Origin of the sequence: Pseudoalteromonas shioyasakiensis (assembly GCF_019134595.1) — a bacterium.
In the GTDB taxonomy this organism is placed as follows: domain Bacteria; phylum Pseudomonadota; class Gammaproteobacteria; order Enterobacterales; family Alteromonadaceae; genus Pseudoalteromonas; species Pseudoalteromonas shioyasakiensis_A.
In genome coordinates this window covers 1,238,087-1,257,956 of the sequence record NZ_CP077770.1, presented here as the reverse complement: position 1 = coordinate 1,257,956, position 19,870 = coordinate 1,238,087, and the positions used below count along the sequence as shown (strand labels likewise).

Genomic DNA, 19,870 nt, shown 5'->3' with positions numbered 1-19,870 from the left:
CTAGTTGATGCCTCTTTTTACAAACTCAGTCGCTTTTACACGTGCAGCTTGGTCGCAAGCTAAAATCTCGTCGAGGGTCTGCACGTTGATGTTTTGCGTTGCATTGAGCGTTTCAGCGTTAATTCGATAAATATCTGTAAAGCCGATTTGACCATTCAGAAATGCTGCAACAGCAATTTCATTCGCCGCATTTACCGTGGTAGTTGCACCTTGCCCCATTTCACACGCATCAATGGCAAGCTTTAAATTAGGGTAACGAGCATAATCTGGCTTAGTGAAGGTAAAGTCTGCCATTTGTGAAAAATCGAGCGGTTTGACACCCGCATCGACACGCTCAGGAAAAGCTAAAGCATGAGCAATTGGTGTGCGCATATCTGGATTGCCCATTTGCGCAAGCACTGAGCCATCTTGATATTGCACCATAGAGTGAATAATACTTTGTGGGTGGATCACCACTTCAATATCACTGGCACAGCAGTTAAACAGCCACTTGGCTTCTATAAACTCTAGGCCTTTATTCATCATAGTGGCTGAATCAACAGAAATCTTTTGTCCCATTGACCAGTTTGGATGTGCCACTGCTTCTGCAACTGTCACTGATGATAATGTCGCTAAATCACGCTTTAAGAAAGGACCGCCAGAACCAGTAAGCAAGATTTTGCTCACGCCATTGTCGGCAAGTAGGCCTGATGCATTTTGTAGCGATGCTGGCATACATTGGAAAATCGCATTATGTTCGCTATCGATAGGCAGTAAAGTGGCGCCATGTTGTTTTACTTTATCAATAAACAACTGACCCGACATAACCAAGGATTCTTTATTCGCTAGCAACACTTTTTTGCCAGCTTCAACTGCACTTAAAGTCGGCAGTAGACCCGCTGCACCTACTATCGCCGACATCACTGCATCAACATCTGTGTGTGCAGCAAGCTCACACATCGCATCAACACCTGCTAGAACCTGTGTGTTACATGAGCTATTAACGAGTAAATTCGAAAGCGCGGTAGCGGCTTGTTGATCAGCCATTACAGCAAACTTAGGCTGATGTGCGATACACAGTTCAGCCATTTGCTCGGCATTTTTACCCGCCGCTAAAGCAAAAACCGCAAAGCGCTCCGGGTTTCTAGAAACAACATCTAAGGTGCTTAAACCGATTGAACCAGTTGCGCCCAGTACGACAAGTTGCTCTACTTTGCTCATAAACTCAGTGTCCATGCGTAGCAAAGTACAAAGATTGGCGCAGCTGCAGTTAAGCTATCGATACGGTCTAAAATACCGCCATGACCTGGTAAACATGAACCGCTGTCTTTCAAGCCAACTTCACGTTTAAACATACTTTCGAGTAAATCGCCTACCGCTGAGAATAACGCGATAAATGCAGTCATCACGGCATAGATTGGCCAAACACTCATATCAACATTAGTGAAATGGCAAAATGCTAAAACAAAAACAACCGAAGCCACTACACCACCTAATAAACCTTCAATCGTTTTATTAGGACTTACCTTTGGCATTAGTTTACGTTTACCTAAGTTCTTACCAGTAAAGTAAGCACCAATATCTGCGCTCCACACAATACCAAGTACAACTAAAATTAACATTGAACCAAAGTGAGTAGATTCGCCATACCCTGCGCTACGTAGTGTATTTAGTGCAAGCCAAAGTGGCACTAACGTTAAAAAGCCAGCAATGGCACGCATTACAATGCCTTCATTCCAAGCCTTTGCCATAGCTGGGTAGCGCCAAACTAAGTAAGTTGCCACAATCCACCATGCAAATGACAAGGTAAATAGGTAGTTTGCATCACCCACTAATTGGCCATTTTGCCAAAGTGATTCAATGGGCCAATGCCAGTTTAGTAATGCTAAAAATGCAGCCGTTGCGGCTACAAATCCAAAGCGTTTAACTTTATCGCATAGGCCCATAAATGCAGACCATTCCCACGCACCGAGCAAAACAATACCAGCGGCGATATAACTAAATAGTGTTAATGGGGTATAAAAAACCAAAATAAGTGCAAGTGGTGCCAACACGAGCGAGGTTAAAATTCGTTGTTTTAGCAATGTGTGTACCTTCAACTAGTAATTAGGTCTCGGCGAGTAATTGTTTTATTTGTTCGCCTGTACAACCAAATCGTCGCTCTCTGGCAACGTAACATGCGATAGCGTCAGCAAATGCAGCTTCATTGAAGTCTGGCCAAAGCGTATCGGTAAAATAAAGCTCAGCATAAGCCGCTTGCCATAAAAGGAAGTTACTGATGCGTAAATCGCCACCGGTGCGGATCATTAAATCAAGCTCACCTTGGTCGGCCATACTCATTTGTTCAGCCATTAGCTCTTCAGTAATATCTTCTGCGGCCATGTCACCGGCTGCGACTTTTTTCGCAAGCGTTGTTGCGGCGTTAGTAATATCCCAACGACCACCATAATTAGCTGCCACGTTTAACTGTAGACCCGTATTATTACGAGTTAATTCATGGGCTGCATCAACTTTCTCACGCAGACCTTCTGAAAAGCGTGATAAATCACCAATTATGTTTAGCTTTACATTATTTTTATGAAGTTTTTTAACTTCTTTGCCCAGCACGAATAAAAACAGCTCCATAAGCGTATTTACTTCGTCTTCTGGACGTCGCCAATTTTCGCTACTAAATGCGAATAGTGTTAACGACTGTATACCTAAGCGAGTACAAAATTGCACTGATTGACGAACCGCATCAACGCCTTTTTTGTGCCCATAAACACGTGGGCGATTTTTCGCTTGTGCCCAACGTCCGTTGCCATCCATGATTATAGCGACATGCTTAGGCAAACTTTGCTGGGAAATTTTATCAGCGTTAAGAACCATAAATATCGAGTATTCCATAAAAAAACGCCGTCTAGTATACCCTAGACGGCGTTTCAAAACTAATAAATTTAGTTGCGCCTGTTTACTTGCAGAAACAATGTCTGAAAGATAAACAGCGGTTATTAGATTTCCATTAGCTCAGCTTCTTTAGCAGCTAGTTGTGCGTCCATCTCTTTGATGAACTTATCAGTAAGCTTTTGGATCTCGTCTTCTGCTTGACGTGCTTCATCTTCAGAAATGTCTTTTTCTTTCAATAAGCTCTTAATGTCGCCATTTGCGTCACGACGGATGTTACGTACAGCAACACGGCCGCTTTCAACTTCGCCACGTACGATTTTGATAAGGTCTTTACGACGCTCTTCTGTAAGTGGAGGAAGTGGAACACGAATAACAGTACCTGCAGACATTGGGTTTAAACCTAAATCTGAAGCCATGATCGCTTTTTCTACTGCTTGCGCTAGTGACTTATCGAACACGCTAATTGCAAGTGTACGAGAGTCTTCAATTGTTACGTTAGCAACTTGGTTTAATGGCGTGTCAGCACCGTAGTAAGACACTTGAATACCGTCAAGTAATGCTGGGTGCGCACGGCCTGTGCGAATTTTAGATAATTGACTGCCTAGTGCCGCAACACTTTTTTGCATACGTTCTGACGCATCTTTTTTGATATCGTTAATCACGGTTCAATCCTAATCTATTTGCTAGTTTCATCTGAGGCTTGTGAAGAGATAAGCGTTCCTTCATCTTCGCCCATAATAACACGCTTAAGCGCGCCTGATTTATTCATGTTAAATACGCTTAATGGCATGTTATGGTCACGCGCCAGCGTAAATGCAGCTAAATCCATAACCTTAAGCTCTTTATCAATGATTTCATTGTAGCTTAAGTGGCGATATAGTGTAGCGTCTGGGTTTTTCACTGGATCATCAGAGTAAACACCATCCACTTTAGTCGCTTTGATTACAGTATCTGCTTCAATTTCAATACCGCGTAAACACGCTGCTGAGTCAGTCGTGAAGAATGGGTTACCTGTACCCGCTGAGAAAATTACAACGCGGCCAGATTTTAATAGGCTGATAGCTTCTGCCCAGTTGTAAGCATCACACACACCGTTCAGTGGGATAGCAGACATTAAACGACAATTTACAAATGCACGGTGCAGTGCATCACGCATTGCTAAACCATTCATTACAGTCGCAAGCATACCCATGTGGTCGCCAACTACGCGGTTCATACCCGCTTCTGCTAATGAACCACCACGCAAGAAGTTACCGCCACCGATAACTAAACCTACTTCTACGTCGAGCTCTACAAGTTCTTTAATTTCTTGAGCCATACGGTCAAGTACTTTTGGGTCGATGCCGAAGCCTTCGTCTCCCATTAATGCTTCACCGCTAAGTTTAAGAAGAACACGTCTAAAAATAGGTTTACGATTGATAGTCATAATATTTGGGCCAGCCTTAGTAATGAGATAAAAAATAACCGCGCTATGGTTACACATAAAACGCGGTTATTTTAAAGAATTTTCATCAGTGACGCAAAAGCTAATAGCAGATTAATTTCATCTTATTGCCCTACGTCACTAAGTTAGAAAATTACTCGCCTTTTGCAGCAGCGATTTGAGCAGCTACTTCAGCAGCGAAGTCTTCTTCTTTACGCTCGATACCTTCACCAACTTCTAAACGGATGAAGTTAGAAACAGTTGCGCCTTTCTCTTTAAGAATTTCGCCAACTGATTTTTTAGGTTCCATGATGAAAGCTTGACCAGTAAGAGAGATCTCACCAGTGAATTTCTTCATACGACCGATAACCATTTTCTCAGCGATTTCAGCAGGCTTGCCTTCGTTCATCGCGATATCGATTTGAACTGCTTTTTCTTTTTCAACAACGTCAGCTGGTACGTCTTCTGGGTTTACGAACTCAGGCTTAGACGCAGCTACGTGCATAGCAACTTGCTTAAGTGTTTCTTCGTCAGCTTCACCAACTACAACAACACCGATACGGTCGCCGTGGCGGTAAGAAGAAAGCTTGTCACCGTCGATGTACTCAACGCGACGAACGTTGATGTTTTCACCGATTTTAGCAACTAGAGCAACACGAGTTTCTTCGAATTGTGCTTTAAGTGCTTCGATGTCTGCTTTAGATTCTGCAGCAGCGTCAAGAACTTGGTTAGCGAAACCAAGGAAGTTAGCGTCTTTAGCAACGAAGTCAGTTTGACAGTTAACTTCAAGAAGTGCAGCGAAACCGTTACCTTCTTTGATTAAGATTGTACCTTCAGCAGCGATGTTACCTGCTTTTTTAGCAGCCTTTGCAGCACCGCTCTTACGCATGTTCTCGATCGCTAACTCGATGTCACCGTTAGTTTCAGTTAACGCTTTTTTACAATCCATCATGCCAGCGCCAGTACGCTCGCGTAATTCTTTAACTAGGGCAGCAGTTACAGCCATTAGAATATCCTCAATTGAATTCTGTTATAGGGAAGCGGTATAGGCCGCTTAACAAGAATAACAAGTCTTCACCTTGATTAGATGAAGACTTGATGACAGCTAATTACTCAGCTTCTACGAAGTCGTCTTTCTCAGCTTGAGCAACGATGTTGTTCTCACGACCTTCAGTGATCGCAGCTGATACAGCGCCAGTGTAAAGTTGGATAGCACGGATCGCATCGTCGTTACCAGGTACGATGTAATCAACACCGTCTGGGTTAGAGTTAGTATCAACGATAGCAACAACTGGAATACCTAGGTTGTTAGCTTCACGGATAGCGATGTGCTCGTGGTCTGCATCGATAACGAAAAGCGCGTCAGGAAGACCGCCCATGTCTTTGATACCACCAAGGCTCTTTTCAAGCTTTTCCATTTCACGAGTAAGCATTAACGCTTCTTTCTTAGTTAATTTCTCGAAAGTACCGTCTTGGCTTTGCGCTTCAAGGTCTTTAAGACGCTTGATTGATTGACGAACTGTTTTCCAGTTAGTCAACATACCACCTAACCAACGGTGGTTTACGTAGAACTGCTCGCTTTGAAGAGCTGCTTCTTTAACTGCTTCGCTTGCTGCGCGCTTAGTACCAACGAAAAGTACTTTACCTTTGTTAGAAGCAGCGTTCGATAAGAACTTAAGTGCTTCGTTGAACATTGGTACAGTTTGCTCTAGGTTGATGATATGAACACGGTTACGTGCGCCGAAGATGAAAGGCTTCATCTTAGGATTCCAGTAACGTGCCTGGTGACCAAAGTGAACACCAGCTTGAAGCATATCGCGCATTGAAACGTTTGCCATTTGTATAATCCTCTATAATTTAGGGTTAGGCCTCCACATATCCCATAGCACCAACACCGCAGTTAATTTGTAACTTAAGTGCACCCAAGTGTATGTGACGATACGTGTGTGTGTTAAAATAAAATTGTGTTTGTCTTAAATACAAAAAATCAGTTAAGAATTTATTTGTAAAAAGACGGCGCGCTTTATACCATATTAAAATTGAAAACTCAACGTCTAGTGCAAAATTTGTGCACTAAAAACTGACCTGAAAAACAACTTTGGAGCCTCAATGAGTGCTGTGATCAAGACCCCTGAAGAAATCGAAAAAATGCGTGTTGCCGGGCGCTTAGCCGCCGAGGTACTAGAAATGATAGAACCGCATGTGGTGCCAGGTGTAACCACAGATGAACTAAATACAATTTGTCATGATTATATTGTTAATGTTCAAGATGCTATTCCAGCACCGCTTAATTATCACGGTTTCCCAAAATCAATTTGCACCTCAGTGAACCATGTAATTTGTCACGGTATTCCAAATGACAAACCGCTAAAAGAAGGCGATAGCGTAAATATCGACGTGACTGTGATCAAAGATGGCTATCACGGTGATACATCGAAGATGTTCCACGTTGGTACACCTAACATTCAAGGCAAGCGTCTTGCTGATATCACGCAAGAAAGCCTTTACCTTGCAATTAAAATGGTAAAACCAGGCGTACGCTTAGGTGATATTGGTGCTGCAATTCAAAAATACGCAGAAAGCTTTAGCTATTCTATCGTTCGTGAATATTGTGGTCACGGCATTGGTGCTGAGTTCCACGAAGAACCTCAAGTAATGCACTATGGTAAAGCAGGTACTGGCGAAGTATTAAAAGCAGGTATGTGCTTAACAATTGAGCCTATGGTTAATGCTGGTAAACGCCAATGTAAGCTACTTAAAGACGACTGGACAGTTGTAACAAAAGACCGTTCATTGTCTGCACAGTGGGAACATACACTGTTAGTGACTGAAAATGGTGTTGAAATTTTAACGCTCCGATCAGATGATACTATTGACAGGATCATCGAACACTAGGAGCCAGCCCCAGTGGCATTACCCAATAAAGTAAAAAAGTTGCTCAGCCAAGCTGAGCAACTTAGCGATTATCGCGATTGTTCTAGTTATTTTTATAAATGGCTACAGAACGAATTCTCAAAACAACCCGTTAGCAACTTAATTAATGCCCGCGCTGAGTTTATCGACCGCTTATTAATTAAACTGTTTCACGATTACGACCTTGCTCACGAAAGTGATCTTGCCCTGATTGCTGTGGGTGGTTATGGTCGTGGCGAACTACACCCCTATTCCGATATCGACTTTATGTTGCTGGTAAGCGAGCAGCCAAGTGAAGCCGTGTGCGAAAAAATTGGCCAGTTCGTTACCATGCTTTGGGATCTAAATTTAGAAATTGGTCACAGCGTTCGCACTATAGAACAAGCATTAGAACAAAAACGCGAAGATGTGACATTTGCCACCAGCTTACTCGAAAGTCGATTAATTTTCGGTAACCATATCGAATTCGAAAAATTAAAAAACCATTTAATCGATACGCCTATTTGGCGCTCAGACGAATTCTTTTTGGCAAAAGTACAAGAGCAAAGTTTACGCCATAAAAAATGCCATGGTACGGCTTATAACCTTGAACCCAATATCAAAGAAAACCCTGGTGGCCTGCGCGATTTACAGACCATTATTTGGGTTGCTAAAAAGCACTTTAGAGCCGAAACATTACAAGAACTCATAAATCACGGCTATCTTACTCACGAAGAATACCAAGAGCTGTCTGAGTGTTTAGAAAACCTTTGGAACATTCGTTTTGCGCTGCACATCGCTGCGGGTCGCTCTGAAAACCGCTTATTGTTCGATCACCAGCCTAACGCCGCTGAAATTCTTGGGTTTGGTAGTGATGGTAAAGCCTCGGTCGAGCGCATGATGAAACGCTTATTCAGGATCATGAGCCGCGTACGTGAGCTTAACCAAATGCTGCTTTCATACTTTGAGCAAAGCATTTTACCGGGTGCTGGTGAGTTACCTGTGATTGAACTTGACCGTAACTTTGAGCGCATTGGCCATCAAATTCGTGTTAAGAATCCGTCGGTGTTCTTCCGCCGTGATCAGCTATTTGTGTTGTTCGAGCATATAGCTGATAACCCAGAAATCACTCATATTTACCCAAGTACCATACGTACAATGCGCCAAGTTCGCCGTCGTTTATTGGGTGATTTACAAGACTACGCCGCCTGTCGCGAAGCATTTTTGCGTTTAATCAAACATCCTAACGGTATGGGGCGCGCATTTACGCTAATGCACAAACACGGCATTATCGCTGCCTACTTACCACAGTGGCGAAATATCTTTGGGCAAATGCAGTTTGATTTATTCCATGCCTACACCGTGGATGAACATACCCATAAACTCATCAACAATATTTATAAGTACTTTGATAAATCAAAAGTCAGCGAATTTCCGCTATGTAGTGAAATTGTCACTCGTATGGACAAGCCTGAGTTACTTTATTTAGCAGGTATTTTCCACGATATTGCTAAAGGCCGTGGTGGCGATCACTCTGAGCTTGGCTCGGTTGATGCAATCGCGTTTGCTAAGCTACACCGCTTCCCTGCCTCAGATGGCAAGCTTATTTCGTGGTTAGTGGCTAATCACTTACTTATGTCGGTTACAGCGCAGCGTAAAGATATTAATGACCCAGATGTGATTAAAGACTTTGCAAGCAAAGTGAAAAATGAGCGCCAGCTTGATTACTTGTACTGCTTAACCTTGGCCGATATTCGCGCAACAAACGATAACCTGTGGAACGATTGGAAAAATACCCTACTACGTGAGCTGTATTTACACACCCAGCGCGCGCTTCGTTTAGGGCTTGAAAACCCAATGGACCAACGTGATCAAATACGTGATAAAAAACAGCAAGCCAAACAGCGCTTATTGAACCACGGTTGTAACGAAGATCAAATCGACTTAATTTGGAGTCGCTTTAAAGCCAATTATTTTACCGCTTTCAGCGAGCAACAGATTTCGTGGCACACAGAGCATCTACTAAGCTGTGACGATTTAAGCCAACCTAGCGTTGCCGTGTCTAACACCGCAATGCATGGTGGTACACAAGTATTTGCTTATAGTCCTTACTCGGGCAGTTTATTCTCGCGTTTAGTTAGTGTGATTGGTTCGAAAAAAGCACAGATTCAACATGCGCAGGTACTGACCACAAAAGATGGCTACGTGCTATTTAGCTTTGTTATTTTAGAGGTTAATGGTGACCCGATTGCGAGTAACCGTTCGCAAGGCATTAAACGTGCTTTAGATCTTGCAATTAGCGACCCGAAAAAGAAAATTCGCCTTAAAAAGAATCGCTCACAGCGCTTCAAAGACTTTAATATCAAGCCAAAAATTGTGCTTAGACCGCATGCCCGTAAAGACCGCAGTTTAATTGAAATTCAAGCGGTGGATATTCCGGGTCTATTAACAAAAATTGCGGAAGTGTTTCAAGCACACTTATTACATATTCATGCCGCACGGATCACCACAGTTGGTGAGCGTGCAGAAGATTTCTTCGTGGTATCAAATAACGAATACCAAGCATTAACAGACGAAGAACAGGCTAAAATTCATCAAGCATTGCGTAAAAAACTCAACGCAGAAACCGAATAAGAGGATCTTATGTCAGATTTAAAAACCATGATCGAAAACGCCTGGGACAACCGCGATAGCATCAGCCCAAGCACGGTATCAAGTGAAGTAAAACAAGCTATTATCGACGCGCTTGAATTACTTGATAGCGGCGCTGCACGTGTTGCTGAAAAAATCAGTGGTGAATGGGTTGTACATCAATGGTTAAAAAAAGCGGTGCTACTGTCTTTCCGTATTCGTGATAACCAACCAATGAGCGATGGTGTTAATCAGTTTTACGACAAAGTACCACTTAAATTTAGCGACTATACACCAGAGCAATTCCAACAAGGCGGCATGCGTGTTGTGCCTAATGCTGTGGCACGTAAAGGCAGCTTCGTAGGTAAAAACGTGGTGCTTATGCCATCTTATGTCAACATTGGCGCCTACGTTGATGAAGGTACCATGGTTGATACATGGGCAACGGTTGGCTCATGTGCACAAATTGGTAAAAATGTTCACTTGTCAGGCGGTGTAGGCATTGGTGGTGTGCTTGAGCCACTACAAGCTAACCCAACAATTATCGAAGACAATTGCTTCATTGGCGCACGTTCTGAGATTGTTGAAGGCGTTGTAGTTGAAGAAGGCGCCGTTATCTCGATGGGTGTTTACATCAGCCAAAGCACACGTATCTATGACCGTGAAACTGGCGAAATCCATTACGGCCGAGTACCAGCCGGTGCGGTTGTTGTTCCAGGTTCTTTACCGTCAAAAGATGGTTCGCACAGCCTATATGCTGCCATCATCGTGAAAAAAGTGGATCAGCAAACTCGCGAAAAAGTAGGTATTAATGCCCTACTTCGCTCGATTGATGAATAATAAAACTGAGCTGTAAGCCGTCAGCTTTAAGTTTGAGATAAGAAGCGCGATGCTAACTAGTTTCGCGCTTTTTTGTTTTCTGTAATGCAGTGATTTTTAGCTACTTTGTTGAGATATACCCGCAAATATGTTTTAGTATAAAAAACAAACAAAAAATAATAATGAAAATGTTTAAGTCTTTTCGGAGTTTTACCCACACGGAGTTATTTTATTACACAGGGTTATTCTATCTTGTGGCAATCTTGCTGTTTGTATCACGTAGCTATCTATACGAATTGCTTGTAACCGATACCAATTCACATCGCGCTGAGGTCAAAAAACTTGAAGTTGCTTTAACATCGCACGTTCGTAAAGAATATGTTTTTGAAGCATTGCAAGCGACCTTAGATAGCCTTGCAACCCCAGATCGAGTTGCAGTTAAAATCCAGTGTTATACAGCTTTGTGTGATGTTAGTTTTACGAACCCGTTTATCATCATTAACGACCACAACCACTACAGTGCAGAAGTAAAGCGTGTGTTTGAGCAAAATGTTGCTGCCATTCGCCGAAAAGATATTCATTAAGCTGATCTGCTTCTCATTTAGCGCTTTTTTGTACTTAGATCTTTAGGCTTAAAACTTAAAGCTCCTCGGCTAAATTGTTACACCTTATTTCAAATACACACTTTATCGCTTAATTACGGCTATTCAGCGTTACTTCTGAAACACATTTCATTTACCTCACTGGCACTTTTTTTACATCGCACTACAATGCACACAAACTGATTTTGGAACACACACAATGAATCTGACACGTAGTTCGCTGAAAAACCCTGCGAGTGTTATTGTCATCTTGGTGTTGATTATGTTGTTTGGCATGTTGAGCATTTTTAAGCTGCCAATTCAGCTCACACCAGATATTGAGCAACCACAGATCACTATTTTCTCTGGCTGGCGCCAAGCTGCACCTGAAGAAATTGAATCGGTGATCATTGAGCCGCTCGAGAACGCAGTAAAAAACACCCCGGGTGCGCTAGAGGTTAATACTTACATTAACCGTGGCAATGGCTCTATCACGTTGACTTTTGCTGTTGGGCAAAACATGCAGCAGGCCATGCTTGATGTGTTAACTAGCCTTAACCAAGCGCCGCCTCTGCCGTTAGATGCATTTGATCCTGTGGTATTTGCTGGCGGTAATAATGGAGAAGCCGCAGCAACGTTACTGGTCACCCCGAAAGATTTTAATAGCGACAGCCTTGATTTAGACATGGCGCAGTTCCAAAAACAAATCGATGAATTTGTTGAGCCCCGTTTGGCACGTATCCCTGGTGTTGCCCGTGTTGATTTAGCCAGTGAACGACCAAAAGAATTACGTATCACCTTTGACCCTCACAAAGCCGCCGCTCTTGGCGTCAGCCTTGACCAAATCAGTAACGTGTTAGCCAGCTCTCGCGATACCTCTGGTGGCCTTGCCAATGTTGGCCGCCGTCAATATACCGTACGCTTTACTGGGCAATATGATTTATCGAGCATGGCACAAATGCGCGTTGGTTATTCAGGCGACAGACCCATTTACCTTGGTGATATCGCAAGTGTAGAGCGCACTTTTTCTGACCGTTTAGGGATGAGTGGTCGAAATGGTAAACCCGCGTATTACATTCGTATTTCGCGCGCTAACGAAGCCAACACCGTTGCCCTACTCGACGACATTAACCTTGCTATTAAAGAACTAAACGAAGGGCCGCTGGCTGAAAATGGCTTATCGATTGAATTAAGTTTTGATGCCTCTGTGCATATTCGTAATGCCTTGTCGTTGGTTAAAAGTAACTTAGGCCTAGGTGTTCTGCTGTCGTGTTTAATCTTGTGGCTGTTCTTTAGAGGCTTAAAGGCCACGTTTGTGATTGCAGCGACGATTCCTGTCTCTTTGTTAGTTGCGTTTTTAACGTTGAATATTTTTGACCGCAGCTTAAATGTTATTTCACTGGCAGGCCTTGCCTTTGCTGTTGGCTTAGTACTTGATGCCGCCATCATAGTGCAAGAAAACATCGCAAGGCTCAGAAGCGAAGGCTTTGATACTAAAAAAGCCGCGCTAAAAGGCGCAGCTCAAGTAACTGGCGCTTTATTTGCTTCAACCACCACCAGCGTTGCTATCTTCTTGCCAATTTTATTTATGGCAGGTATTGAGGGGCAGTTATTCTCTGACTTGGCGCTCACCTTATCTATTGCTGTTATTGCCTCTATGATTTGCGCAATTACACTAATCCCGTTGGCTAACCACTTTTGGCCAGACAAAGAGCTAAAAGCGGATCCTTATCGTGAATATTGGCATAAGCTAACTAACTTCATCATGGCGCTTACCAATACCCGCGTTAAACAAATAGTATGGATAGTGTCGTTATTGGGTGGCTCAGTCATCGCGACCATGACCATGCTCCCGAAAACTGATTTTATGCCGCGCGCACCAACCGATGGCTTTTTCTTTAACTTAAATACCCCGCCTGGCGGCAATGTGCAGTTTATGGAAGAAGAGCTGCTGATGCGTATTAAAAAGCGCTTAATGCCTTATTACACAGGTGAAAAAGAGCCAGGGATAAAAGACTTTAACTTTTATGCTTTTGGTTCGAATGCTGGCGGTTTTATTTATTCTGCCGATCCACAACGTGTTGAAGAATTAATGAAGGTAGCACGAGAAGAAATCTTCATCGATTTACCCGACACCCAAGTATTCTTCTTTCGAGGGTCGATGATCCAAGTTGCTAATGGCGGTGATGGTCGCAATATCAATATCGATTTAACGGGTCCGAATATGGACGAGCTAATAGCCGGTGCTAATGTGGCGCTGCAAGCTGTCACCGAAGCAATGCCGAATGCCACCGCAAGGCCACAACCACGACTCGATATGGCAGAGCCAGAGCTTAGGCTCACACCCAATGACCGCCGTATAACCCAAGCAGGGCTAACTCGTCGTGATGTATCTCAAGCAGTGCAAGCCTATACAGGTGGGTTATTTGTTAATGAATACTTTGATGGCAACGAACGCATGAACGTGATTTTGCGCGGCATACCGTGGCAAACTCCAGAGGAGCTTAAAGCACTGCCCATTGTGACCCCACAATCAGGTATTCAAACTTTAGGCGAACTTGCCAATATTGAACGCACCGTAGGGCCAACCCAACTTAGACGTGTTAATGGCCGCCGTACCGTGAGTATTGTTGTCACGCCACCAGCAGACATGAGCTTGCAACAAGCGCAAACCATTCTCTCAGAGCAAGTTATGCCAAAAGTTCGTGCAAGTTTGCCCGACAGCTCTGGCGCAATTTTGGCGGGTAATGCACAAAAGATGAATTCGGCCATGCAAGAAATGACAATCAACTTTATCTTGGCTCTGTTTATTTTATTCTTGCTAATGACCGCATTGTTTAAGTCAGCCAAAGACAGCGCGTTAGTTTTACTCGTCATGCCATTGGCAATTGCAGGCGGTGTACTGGCCCTATTCGTACTTAACTTATTTACCTTCCAATCGCTCGACTTACTAACCATGATTGGCTTTATTATCTTGCTGGGTCTGGTGGTAAATAATGCCATTTTATTGGTTGACCAAACCCGCGTTGCGATGGCCGCAGGACTCAGTCGAGAAGACGCAGTTCGTCAAGCTGTACTGCTGCGCGCAAGACCCGTTTACTTAAGTACTTTAACCAGCTTATTTGGCATGCTGCCACTGATGCTAATGCCGGGGGTAGGATCAGAAATTTACCGTGGCCTTGCCACTGTGATCGTCGGCGGCATGGCCATTAGCGCCCTATTCACCCTGATATTAATGCCAAGTTTATTGCAACTTGGCAGACAACTGCCGCCCGTTAATAACAAACAGCAACCAGAAAAAACGCCTTTAAGCTTGGTATCGAATCAATGAGTATTAAAACAATGAACACACCTTTTCGTAAATTAACCGCTCGCTTTTGTGCGCTATTCAGTCTTATCGCATTTAACGCCTTCGCAGTCGTACCGGTTACAGTAGAAACCGTCACACAAGCCCCGCTGACAAGCGAAATTGAAGTCAGCGGCACTTTGTATGGTAAAGATGATGTAACCCTAACAGCAGGCGTTAGCGGGCGTTTATTATATGTTGTTGAGCCAGGTACTCTGGTTAAAAGTGGCGACACCTTAGTTCGTATGGACACCTTACCGCTTGAACTTGAAAAAGCACGCCAGCAAGAAATGCTCAATCGCGCCAAAATAAACTTACGTTTATATCAACAAGAGCTCGCTCGTTTACAAAAACTCGCCAAAGCCAGCAGTGCTGCAGCAAGCCAAGTCGATGATATGCAAAATAAGCATGACCTTGCGTTATCTGATATCGCACTGGCTAAGGTTGAATTAAAAGTAATAGACGATCAGCTTTCGCGTGCAACCGTTCGCGCCCCATTTGATGGCGTGATCAGCGAGCGTTTTAAACGCGCTGGTCGTGAAATAAATCGCGCAGATGAACTGGTCACCCTGCTCGATATTAATAACTTAGAAGTGCGTTTGTACGTGCCTGTTAAATACTTAAAGTTTTTACACAAAGGCATAGAGTTACCAATTCAAGCCGGCGACTTATCAGCCCCAGATATGACAACAGCCACCGTAACAGCGGTGATCCCATCAACCGATCCGCGTTCACAAACCGTAGAAGTACGTGCCTTACTAGCAAATGATGCCGAGCAAACATGGGCAATTGGCCAACTGGTAGATGTAGCCGTGCCACTAAAAAGCAAAGGGGATGTACTACTGGTGAATCGCGATGCACTGATCTTACGCAAAAAAGGCACCCATATCGTCAAAATCGACAACGACAACAAAGCCCTGCAAATTCCCGTAAAAGTCGGTAATGGTAAAGACAAGCTTGTTGAAGTCACCCCGACTTCTAACATCGCTTTAAATGCGGGCGATAAAGTCGCAGTACGCGGCGCTGAGCAACTACAAACCGGGCAAGAAGTTGAAGTTCAGGTAAAGCAATAACTGCAAGGCTTGAGATGACTGCCAGCTATTTAATATTTTAAGAGCTGGCAGTTCTGATAAAGGATAGTAATGATTATTAAGACTTACGCTTGTTTTTTGACTTTCTAGGAAGCAAAAAGCAAGACCTACCCCCTTTACTTACTAGTTTTTAAAGCCCCGCGAGTGCGAGACTAAAGAATAGAAGCTCGTTTAGAAGTCATAGCTTCTTTTCCGTGTAATCAATGATAAATAGAATAAGTGCTAAAACAATTGAAGCTGGTAATATTGCATATATAAAGCCATCAAGCATTCGTTGAAAACTTAATTCATAAATTTCTCCATTCAGAGCTACTTTTAAAAACGTAAGCCCTGTTAAAATTCCAATACAAACAATAGTCAATCTAAAAAATATTCTAAAACTAGTTCTAACACTCATTTTTAAGACTCGAATATGAATCACTAATTATCTTTTCACTACCTTGCGTTGCAGCCCTATCTAACTCGGAAACCACAGCTTTAGTAAACTAACCTCTTTACCAGTAAATTAGGCAAGCAAATTCAACACCTGTGCCTACAACAAAGCCTATTGCTAAATGAACAAGCTCACCAGTAGGATCTGTCATATTTATAGAATCATTCCCCAAATAAGGAGTGCTATGAGAGACTGGTCTTGTTTTTTAAATTTGTATGCAAGCAAGAGGCAAGACCTAAGCTTTCAAAATTAAACAATTCATTATTTTTACCAGCTACAGGGTACAAAAAAGTTAAACCTTACAATTTGTATCACCAAACTTAATTAAGTTGTTTAGTTGATTTTTTGATGGTTGGTATGGTGAGCACAATACTTTAATGAATTGTGATTTATCTTCCTCATCCATATCAATCCAACATCTAGTTTCTCGTATCCAATTCTTTATACACTCATAGCCATGCCAATCTTCATTTAGTTTAATTAATGACGACCAACCAATCGCTTCATCGTGCTCGCCGTTTTCCAACAGAGTATGAACAATATCCGCAAGAATCCTTGATGATAAATCTGCAATAATCCCACTATATGGAATGGCGGAATCAAAGTGCGACTCTTTGAACTTTGCCTCAACTATGGCTCTGTGAAGGGCCATCAACTCTGATGCTTTTGTAATATTCATATTTCCCAACCTAGAGTTTTATGAGGGTCAAGTCTTGTTTTTTGCCTTATGAAAGAAAAAACAAGATCAGGGCCCTTCGACTTCCTTACTATCCAGAGTACCTAATTTAATTCCGGTGACAGTACCAAGAATCGCAAAGGCTATACTCAAAGGCACTTCTACAAACCATAAAGGTGGGATAAATAACATTTGTAATAGTATCGATACCATTACTGTTCCCACTATAAAGCTCAGTAAATATACACTTAGGGCATAATTCCAAACTTTTACAACATTGCGCTTAGCCATAACGGTATAAATAGCCGCGTTCAATAAATAAGATGGTAATAACTGGTATGTAAAGTATTTGCCGAATGGGAGTGAAGCTAAGTTATCACTACCAATTATTAGAGTGATAAAGGTACTTAATACGGTATTCAAAACCAGCATGACTAAAGTGTATTTTACTATCCTTAAACTTTTCAATTTGTCTCCATGTGTTATGCCACAATCATGATTTAAAAATGGCTGATAATGGCTTCTGCAGAGCATGTATTCAGAAAACCACTTATAATTGCAGCCTCCTTTCACAAAGCCAACACCTCTCACTGCAAACAGCCAAACCCTTTTAATGAAATTTCTTGAGTATTCGCGCCGCTTTGGTTTTTATGTTGAATGATCAAACGTGAATCTTGGCTAGTAAACGTAAAGGTTCCGAGCCAAGGTAGCTGGGCAATTGGTTGCAGGTGGTAAAAACCATTGGCATCAAAGCATATAAATGAAAACTCATGATGTACCGGAGCAAATACGCCATAATCAGCGGTAAATACAGCAATGTTGTCTTGCAGCATAAAGTGTTTCGCTTGCGTGCCCGCTACTAAATACCAAAAGCATATTGCTGTCATTATCACCACCTGTAAGCCGCCGAGTAAAAAGACTGAAAATTTAATAATACGGGTCGACTTACTGGCTTCCATATAAAGGCGCTTTGCTTTAAGTAATAACCAAAGCCCAATGGCAACCATAGTGAGCTTTACAATCATCAGTGCTACGCCTATTTGATACATCAGCTTAGGGCTGTGCCATTGAATGCCAAATGTTTGCGGGATAAACAAGCTATCAATTAAGGGCAGTAAAATGAGTAGGAATGGCAGAATAAGCGCTTTGTTTTTCATTATTTACTTTTCTAGTGTTCTCGCATAGATAAGAGCCTAATGTTAATTCTTGGACTCTAAAAAAGCAAAAAGGCGCAACCTAAGGTTACGCCTTTTATCGTTCTGGGCAGAACTTAAAATTTACAATGCAGCAAATACATCGTCTGTTGTGACTTTAGCAACTTCATAAATATTTATTTATGTAATGGTTACTAGTTTTGCTTCATTGCTTGTCTAGCAGCTTTATACAAACGCCCAATAGTTACACTGAATACCCAACGAATGAAGCTCTCTGTTAATTTTATTGGGATACTTACGCCTTTACCTGCAAAAGCCAGCATACATGCTAACAAACCTCTAAGGGGTTCTGTTTGCTCTGTTTTTATCTTAGCTATATCAGCCAGAGTACGAGCCATAACATCATAAACAGTGGCAACAGGCACTAATGTAGCTTGTAAACTAGCGACGATACCTGACGCTCCGCCATCAACCAATATTGTCATTAATGCAGCCGCTATTTTATCAGCCCAATGTGTTGAGTATGTAGTCTGAAGGCGATGGTTATAATTGAGTATTACACGCTGGCTTATAGAGGTTGATGATTGCACATCTAAACTCTCCCAACGATTATGATCTGCTGTATTTATATATCCAGGCCCATTCGGCATTCCATGGGCTGCGAAACTAATTCCTTGAGCTCGTGACAATATATATTCTCGTCCATTTAACGGAGCATGGTAAAAAGGCCAGACAGGTACTTTTGGAACAGGATCATTACCATGAACACAACGGTAAGTCTTTTCAATTCTTGAGTGATTACTTATTACAAAGTCTTTTTTGCCGACTCGCGGAGCTCCAAAGGTATAAACGTAAACTGTTTTATCAAATTCTGTACTTATCCAGTCAGCAGCTAATGTCGCTAAGGCTCCGCCCAAGCTATGTCCTACACAATGAACAACCCCACCTTTTTTGTCTCTTACGCCAGGTTGGTTAAAATAATCAAAAAGACTAGGTCTTATAGAAGCAAAACTGCGCTGAAAACCAGTGTGAACAGCATTCCCATTATCACTATTCGTGCTATGGGCTGTTGCATCGGTAACCCAGTCAGCTAAGGCATCAGTTCCTCTAAAAGCAACTACATAATCATTTTTATGTATCATACTACTAGCCTTTCCTTGACCAATAAGAGCAAAGCCTGTTTCTTTACGCCAGAAAAAGCCCCCAGAAGTCCCCTTATGTACTCCGTTTGATAGGTCAAAGCTGAAGTGTTTATCGATATCTTGATTAACTGCTAATCGAGACCCTTTTGATAAGCCATTTTTAATAGAGTATGAGGCTAGTGCTAAGCTAGATGCCATCCTGGGTGAAATTGCGTGCATAATGTTTCCTTACATTAAAAAAAATATTAAAAATTAATCAATATCTGCATAAGTAGATATCTCTTGATTATTATAAAAAGATGTTATGAGGCTATCTTGGAAATAGCATATAGATAGAACGACTTGAGAACGCATACCACCATAACTTCTTGTATCAACTTCATGGTGTATTTCTTTATTTTGTAGATCTGCATTCAATCTCAATAACAAATCACTTATCGGCTTAACTGGCTCCCACACCTTACTCGTATACCATAGTTGATATAACTTATCGTCGCGCTCAACATAAATCGCTTGTAATACTGGCATGTTCTGTCCAAAGATACTGCCTGGTTTACGAGATTTGATTACCATTTTTGTAAACGAAAACTCACCATTTTCATTAGTAAATGTATGCTCTAGTTGCTCTTTACCATCTTTGTACCCATCATATGCTAGGCTTCTTGCTACTTGCACACCTGATAATGGCTTACCCCCATCAGTTATTCGACCTGATACCTCCGGCGACATTTCTACAGTATGCAATTTAAATCGACCAAACATAGCTTGTACCTCAAGTGGCTTTAATAAAAGTAATAGATAAAGGCAAATATAAGCT

At 42.3% G+C, this 19,870-nt stretch carries 18 protein-coding genes; 6 read left to right on the top strand and 12 right to left on the bottom strand.

Going from position 1 to position 19,870, the window contains the following annotated elements:
• From ispC to rpsB, 7 genes are all read right to left on the bottom strand, one after another.
• Complete coding sequence (gene ispC, locus KQP93_RS05855) at positions 1-1,200, bottom strand: 1-deoxy-D-xylulose-5-phosphate reductoisomerase (protein ID WP_217876316.1); 1,200 nt, start codon at positions 1,198-1,200, stop codon at positions 1-3.
• A complete protein-coding gene (locus tag KQP93_RS05850) occupies positions 1,197-2,063 on the bottom strand; it encodes a phosphatidate cytidylyltransferase (protein WP_054553119.1) in 867 nt (288 codons plus the stop codon). The genes ispC and KQP93_RS05850 overlap by 4 nt, the downstream gene beginning before the upstream one ends.
• Before the next feature lie 22 nt (positions 2,064-2,085).
• Positions 2,086-2,865, bottom strand: a complete 780-nt coding sequence (locus KQP93_RS05845; protein WP_217876315.1) for an isoprenyl transferase — start codon at positions 2,863-2,865, stop codon at positions 2,086-2,088.
• A 104-nt stretch (positions 2,866-2,969) separates the two neighbouring features.
• Positions 2,970-3,527, bottom strand: a complete 558-nt coding sequence (gene frr / locus KQP93_RS05840; RefSeq protein ID WP_054553121.1) for a ribosome recycling factor — start codon at positions 3,525-3,527, stop codon at positions 2,970-2,972.
• Positions 3,528-3,541: 14 nt separating this feature from the next.
• Entirely contained in the window at positions 3,542-4,291 is a 750-nt protein-coding gene (pyrH, locus tag KQP93_RS05835; protein ID WP_054553317.1) for a UMP kinase, read from the bottom strand.
• A 151-nt stretch (positions 4,292-4,442) separates the two neighbouring features.
• Positions 4,443-5,294, bottom strand: a complete 852-nt coding sequence (gene tsf / locus KQP93_RS05830; RefSeq protein ID WP_062566883.1) for a translation elongation factor Ts — start codon at positions 5,292-5,294, stop codon at positions 4,443-4,445.
• Between the two features lie 103 nt (positions 5,295-5,397).
• Complete coding sequence (gene rpsB / locus KQP93_RS05825) at positions 5,398-6,126, bottom strand: 30S ribosomal protein S2 (RefSeq protein WP_054553123.1); 729 nt, start codon at positions 6,124-6,126, stop codon at positions 5,398-5,400.
• 271 nt (positions 6,127-6,397) lie between these two features.
• Between rpsB and map the strand changes: the two genes are divergently transcribed.
• From map to KQP93_RS05795, 6 genes are all read left to right on the top strand, one after another.
• A complete protein-coding gene (gene map, locus KQP93_RS05820) occupies positions 6,398-7,183 on the top strand; it encodes a type I methionyl aminopeptidase (protein WP_217876314.1) in 786 nt (261 codons plus the stop codon).
• A gap of 12 nt (positions 7,184-7,195) precedes the next feature.
• Positions 7,196-9,814, top strand: coding sequence for a [protein-PII] uridylyltransferase (gene glnD, locus KQP93_RS05815; RefSeq protein WP_054553125.1), 2,619 nt, complete (start codon positions 7,196-7,198; stop codon positions 9,812-9,814).
• 9 nt (positions 9,815-9,823) lie between these two features.
• On the top strand, positions 9,824-10,651 hold the full coding sequence (dapD, locus tag KQP93_RS05810; RefSeq protein ID WP_054553126.1) for a 2,3,4,5-tetrahydropyridine-2,6-dicarboxylate N-succinyltransferase: 828 nt from the start codon (positions 9,824-9,826) through the stop codon (positions 10,649-10,651).
• A gap of 233 nt (positions 10,652-10,884) precedes the next feature.
• The gene (locus KQP93_RS05805) at positions 10,885-11,214 is read left to right on the top strand and encodes a hypothetical protein (protein WP_217876313.1); all 330 of its coding nucleotides are present in this window, start codon (positions 10,885-10,887) and stop codon (positions 11,212-11,214) included.
• 217 nt (positions 11,215-11,431) lie between these two features.
• Entirely contained in the window at positions 11,432-14,542 is a 3,111-nt protein-coding gene (locus KQP93_RS05800) for an efflux RND transporter permease subunit (RefSeq protein ID WP_217876312.1), read from the top strand.
• Positions 14,539-15,630: an efflux RND transporter periplasmic adaptor subunit gene (locus tag KQP93_RS05795; RefSeq protein ID WP_414628180.1), complete on the top strand. Its 1,092-nt coding sequence runs from the start codon at positions 14,539-14,541 to the stop codon at positions 15,628-15,630. Before KQP93_RS05800 ends, KQP93_RS05795 begins: the two co-directional genes overlap by 4 nt.
• Positions 15,631-16,373: 743 nt before the next feature.
• Here KQP93_RS05795 and KQP93_RS05790 read toward each other — a convergent pair.
• The 5 genes from KQP93_RS05790 to KQP93_RS05770 form a co-directional block, all read right to left on the bottom strand.
• Positions 16,374-16,760 carry a hypothetical protein gene (locus tag KQP93_RS05790; protein ID WP_217876311.1) on the bottom strand — a complete coding sequence of 129 codons (387 nt, stop codon included), beginning with the start codon at positions 16,758-16,760 and terminating at the stop codon, positions 16,374-16,376.
• A 66-nt stretch (positions 16,761-16,826) separates the two neighbouring features.
• A complete protein-coding gene (locus KQP93_RS05785; protein ID WP_217876310.1) occupies positions 16,827-17,225 on the bottom strand; it encodes a hypothetical protein in 399 nt (132 codons plus the stop codon).
• A gap of 119 nt (positions 17,226-17,344) precedes the next feature.
• Positions 17,345-17,914 (bottom strand): hypothetical protein, encoded by a 570-nt coding sequence (locus tag KQP93_RS05780; protein WP_217876309.1) that lies wholly within the window; start codon positions 17,912-17,914, stop codon positions 17,345-17,347.
• 191 nt (positions 17,915-18,105) lie between these two features.
• Positions 18,106-19,272 (bottom strand): lipase family protein, encoded by a 1,167-nt coding sequence (locus KQP93_RS05775; RefSeq protein ID WP_217876308.1) that lies wholly within the window; start codon positions 19,270-19,272, stop codon positions 18,106-18,108.
• A 33-nt stretch (positions 19,273-19,305) separates the two neighbouring features.
• Positions 19,306-19,815: a DUF4198 domain-containing protein gene (locus KQP93_RS05770; protein ID WP_217876307.1), complete on the bottom strand. Its 510-nt coding sequence runs from the start codon at positions 19,813-19,815 to the stop codon at positions 19,306-19,308.
• Between the last annotated feature and the right edge of the window lie 55 nt (positions 19,816-19,870).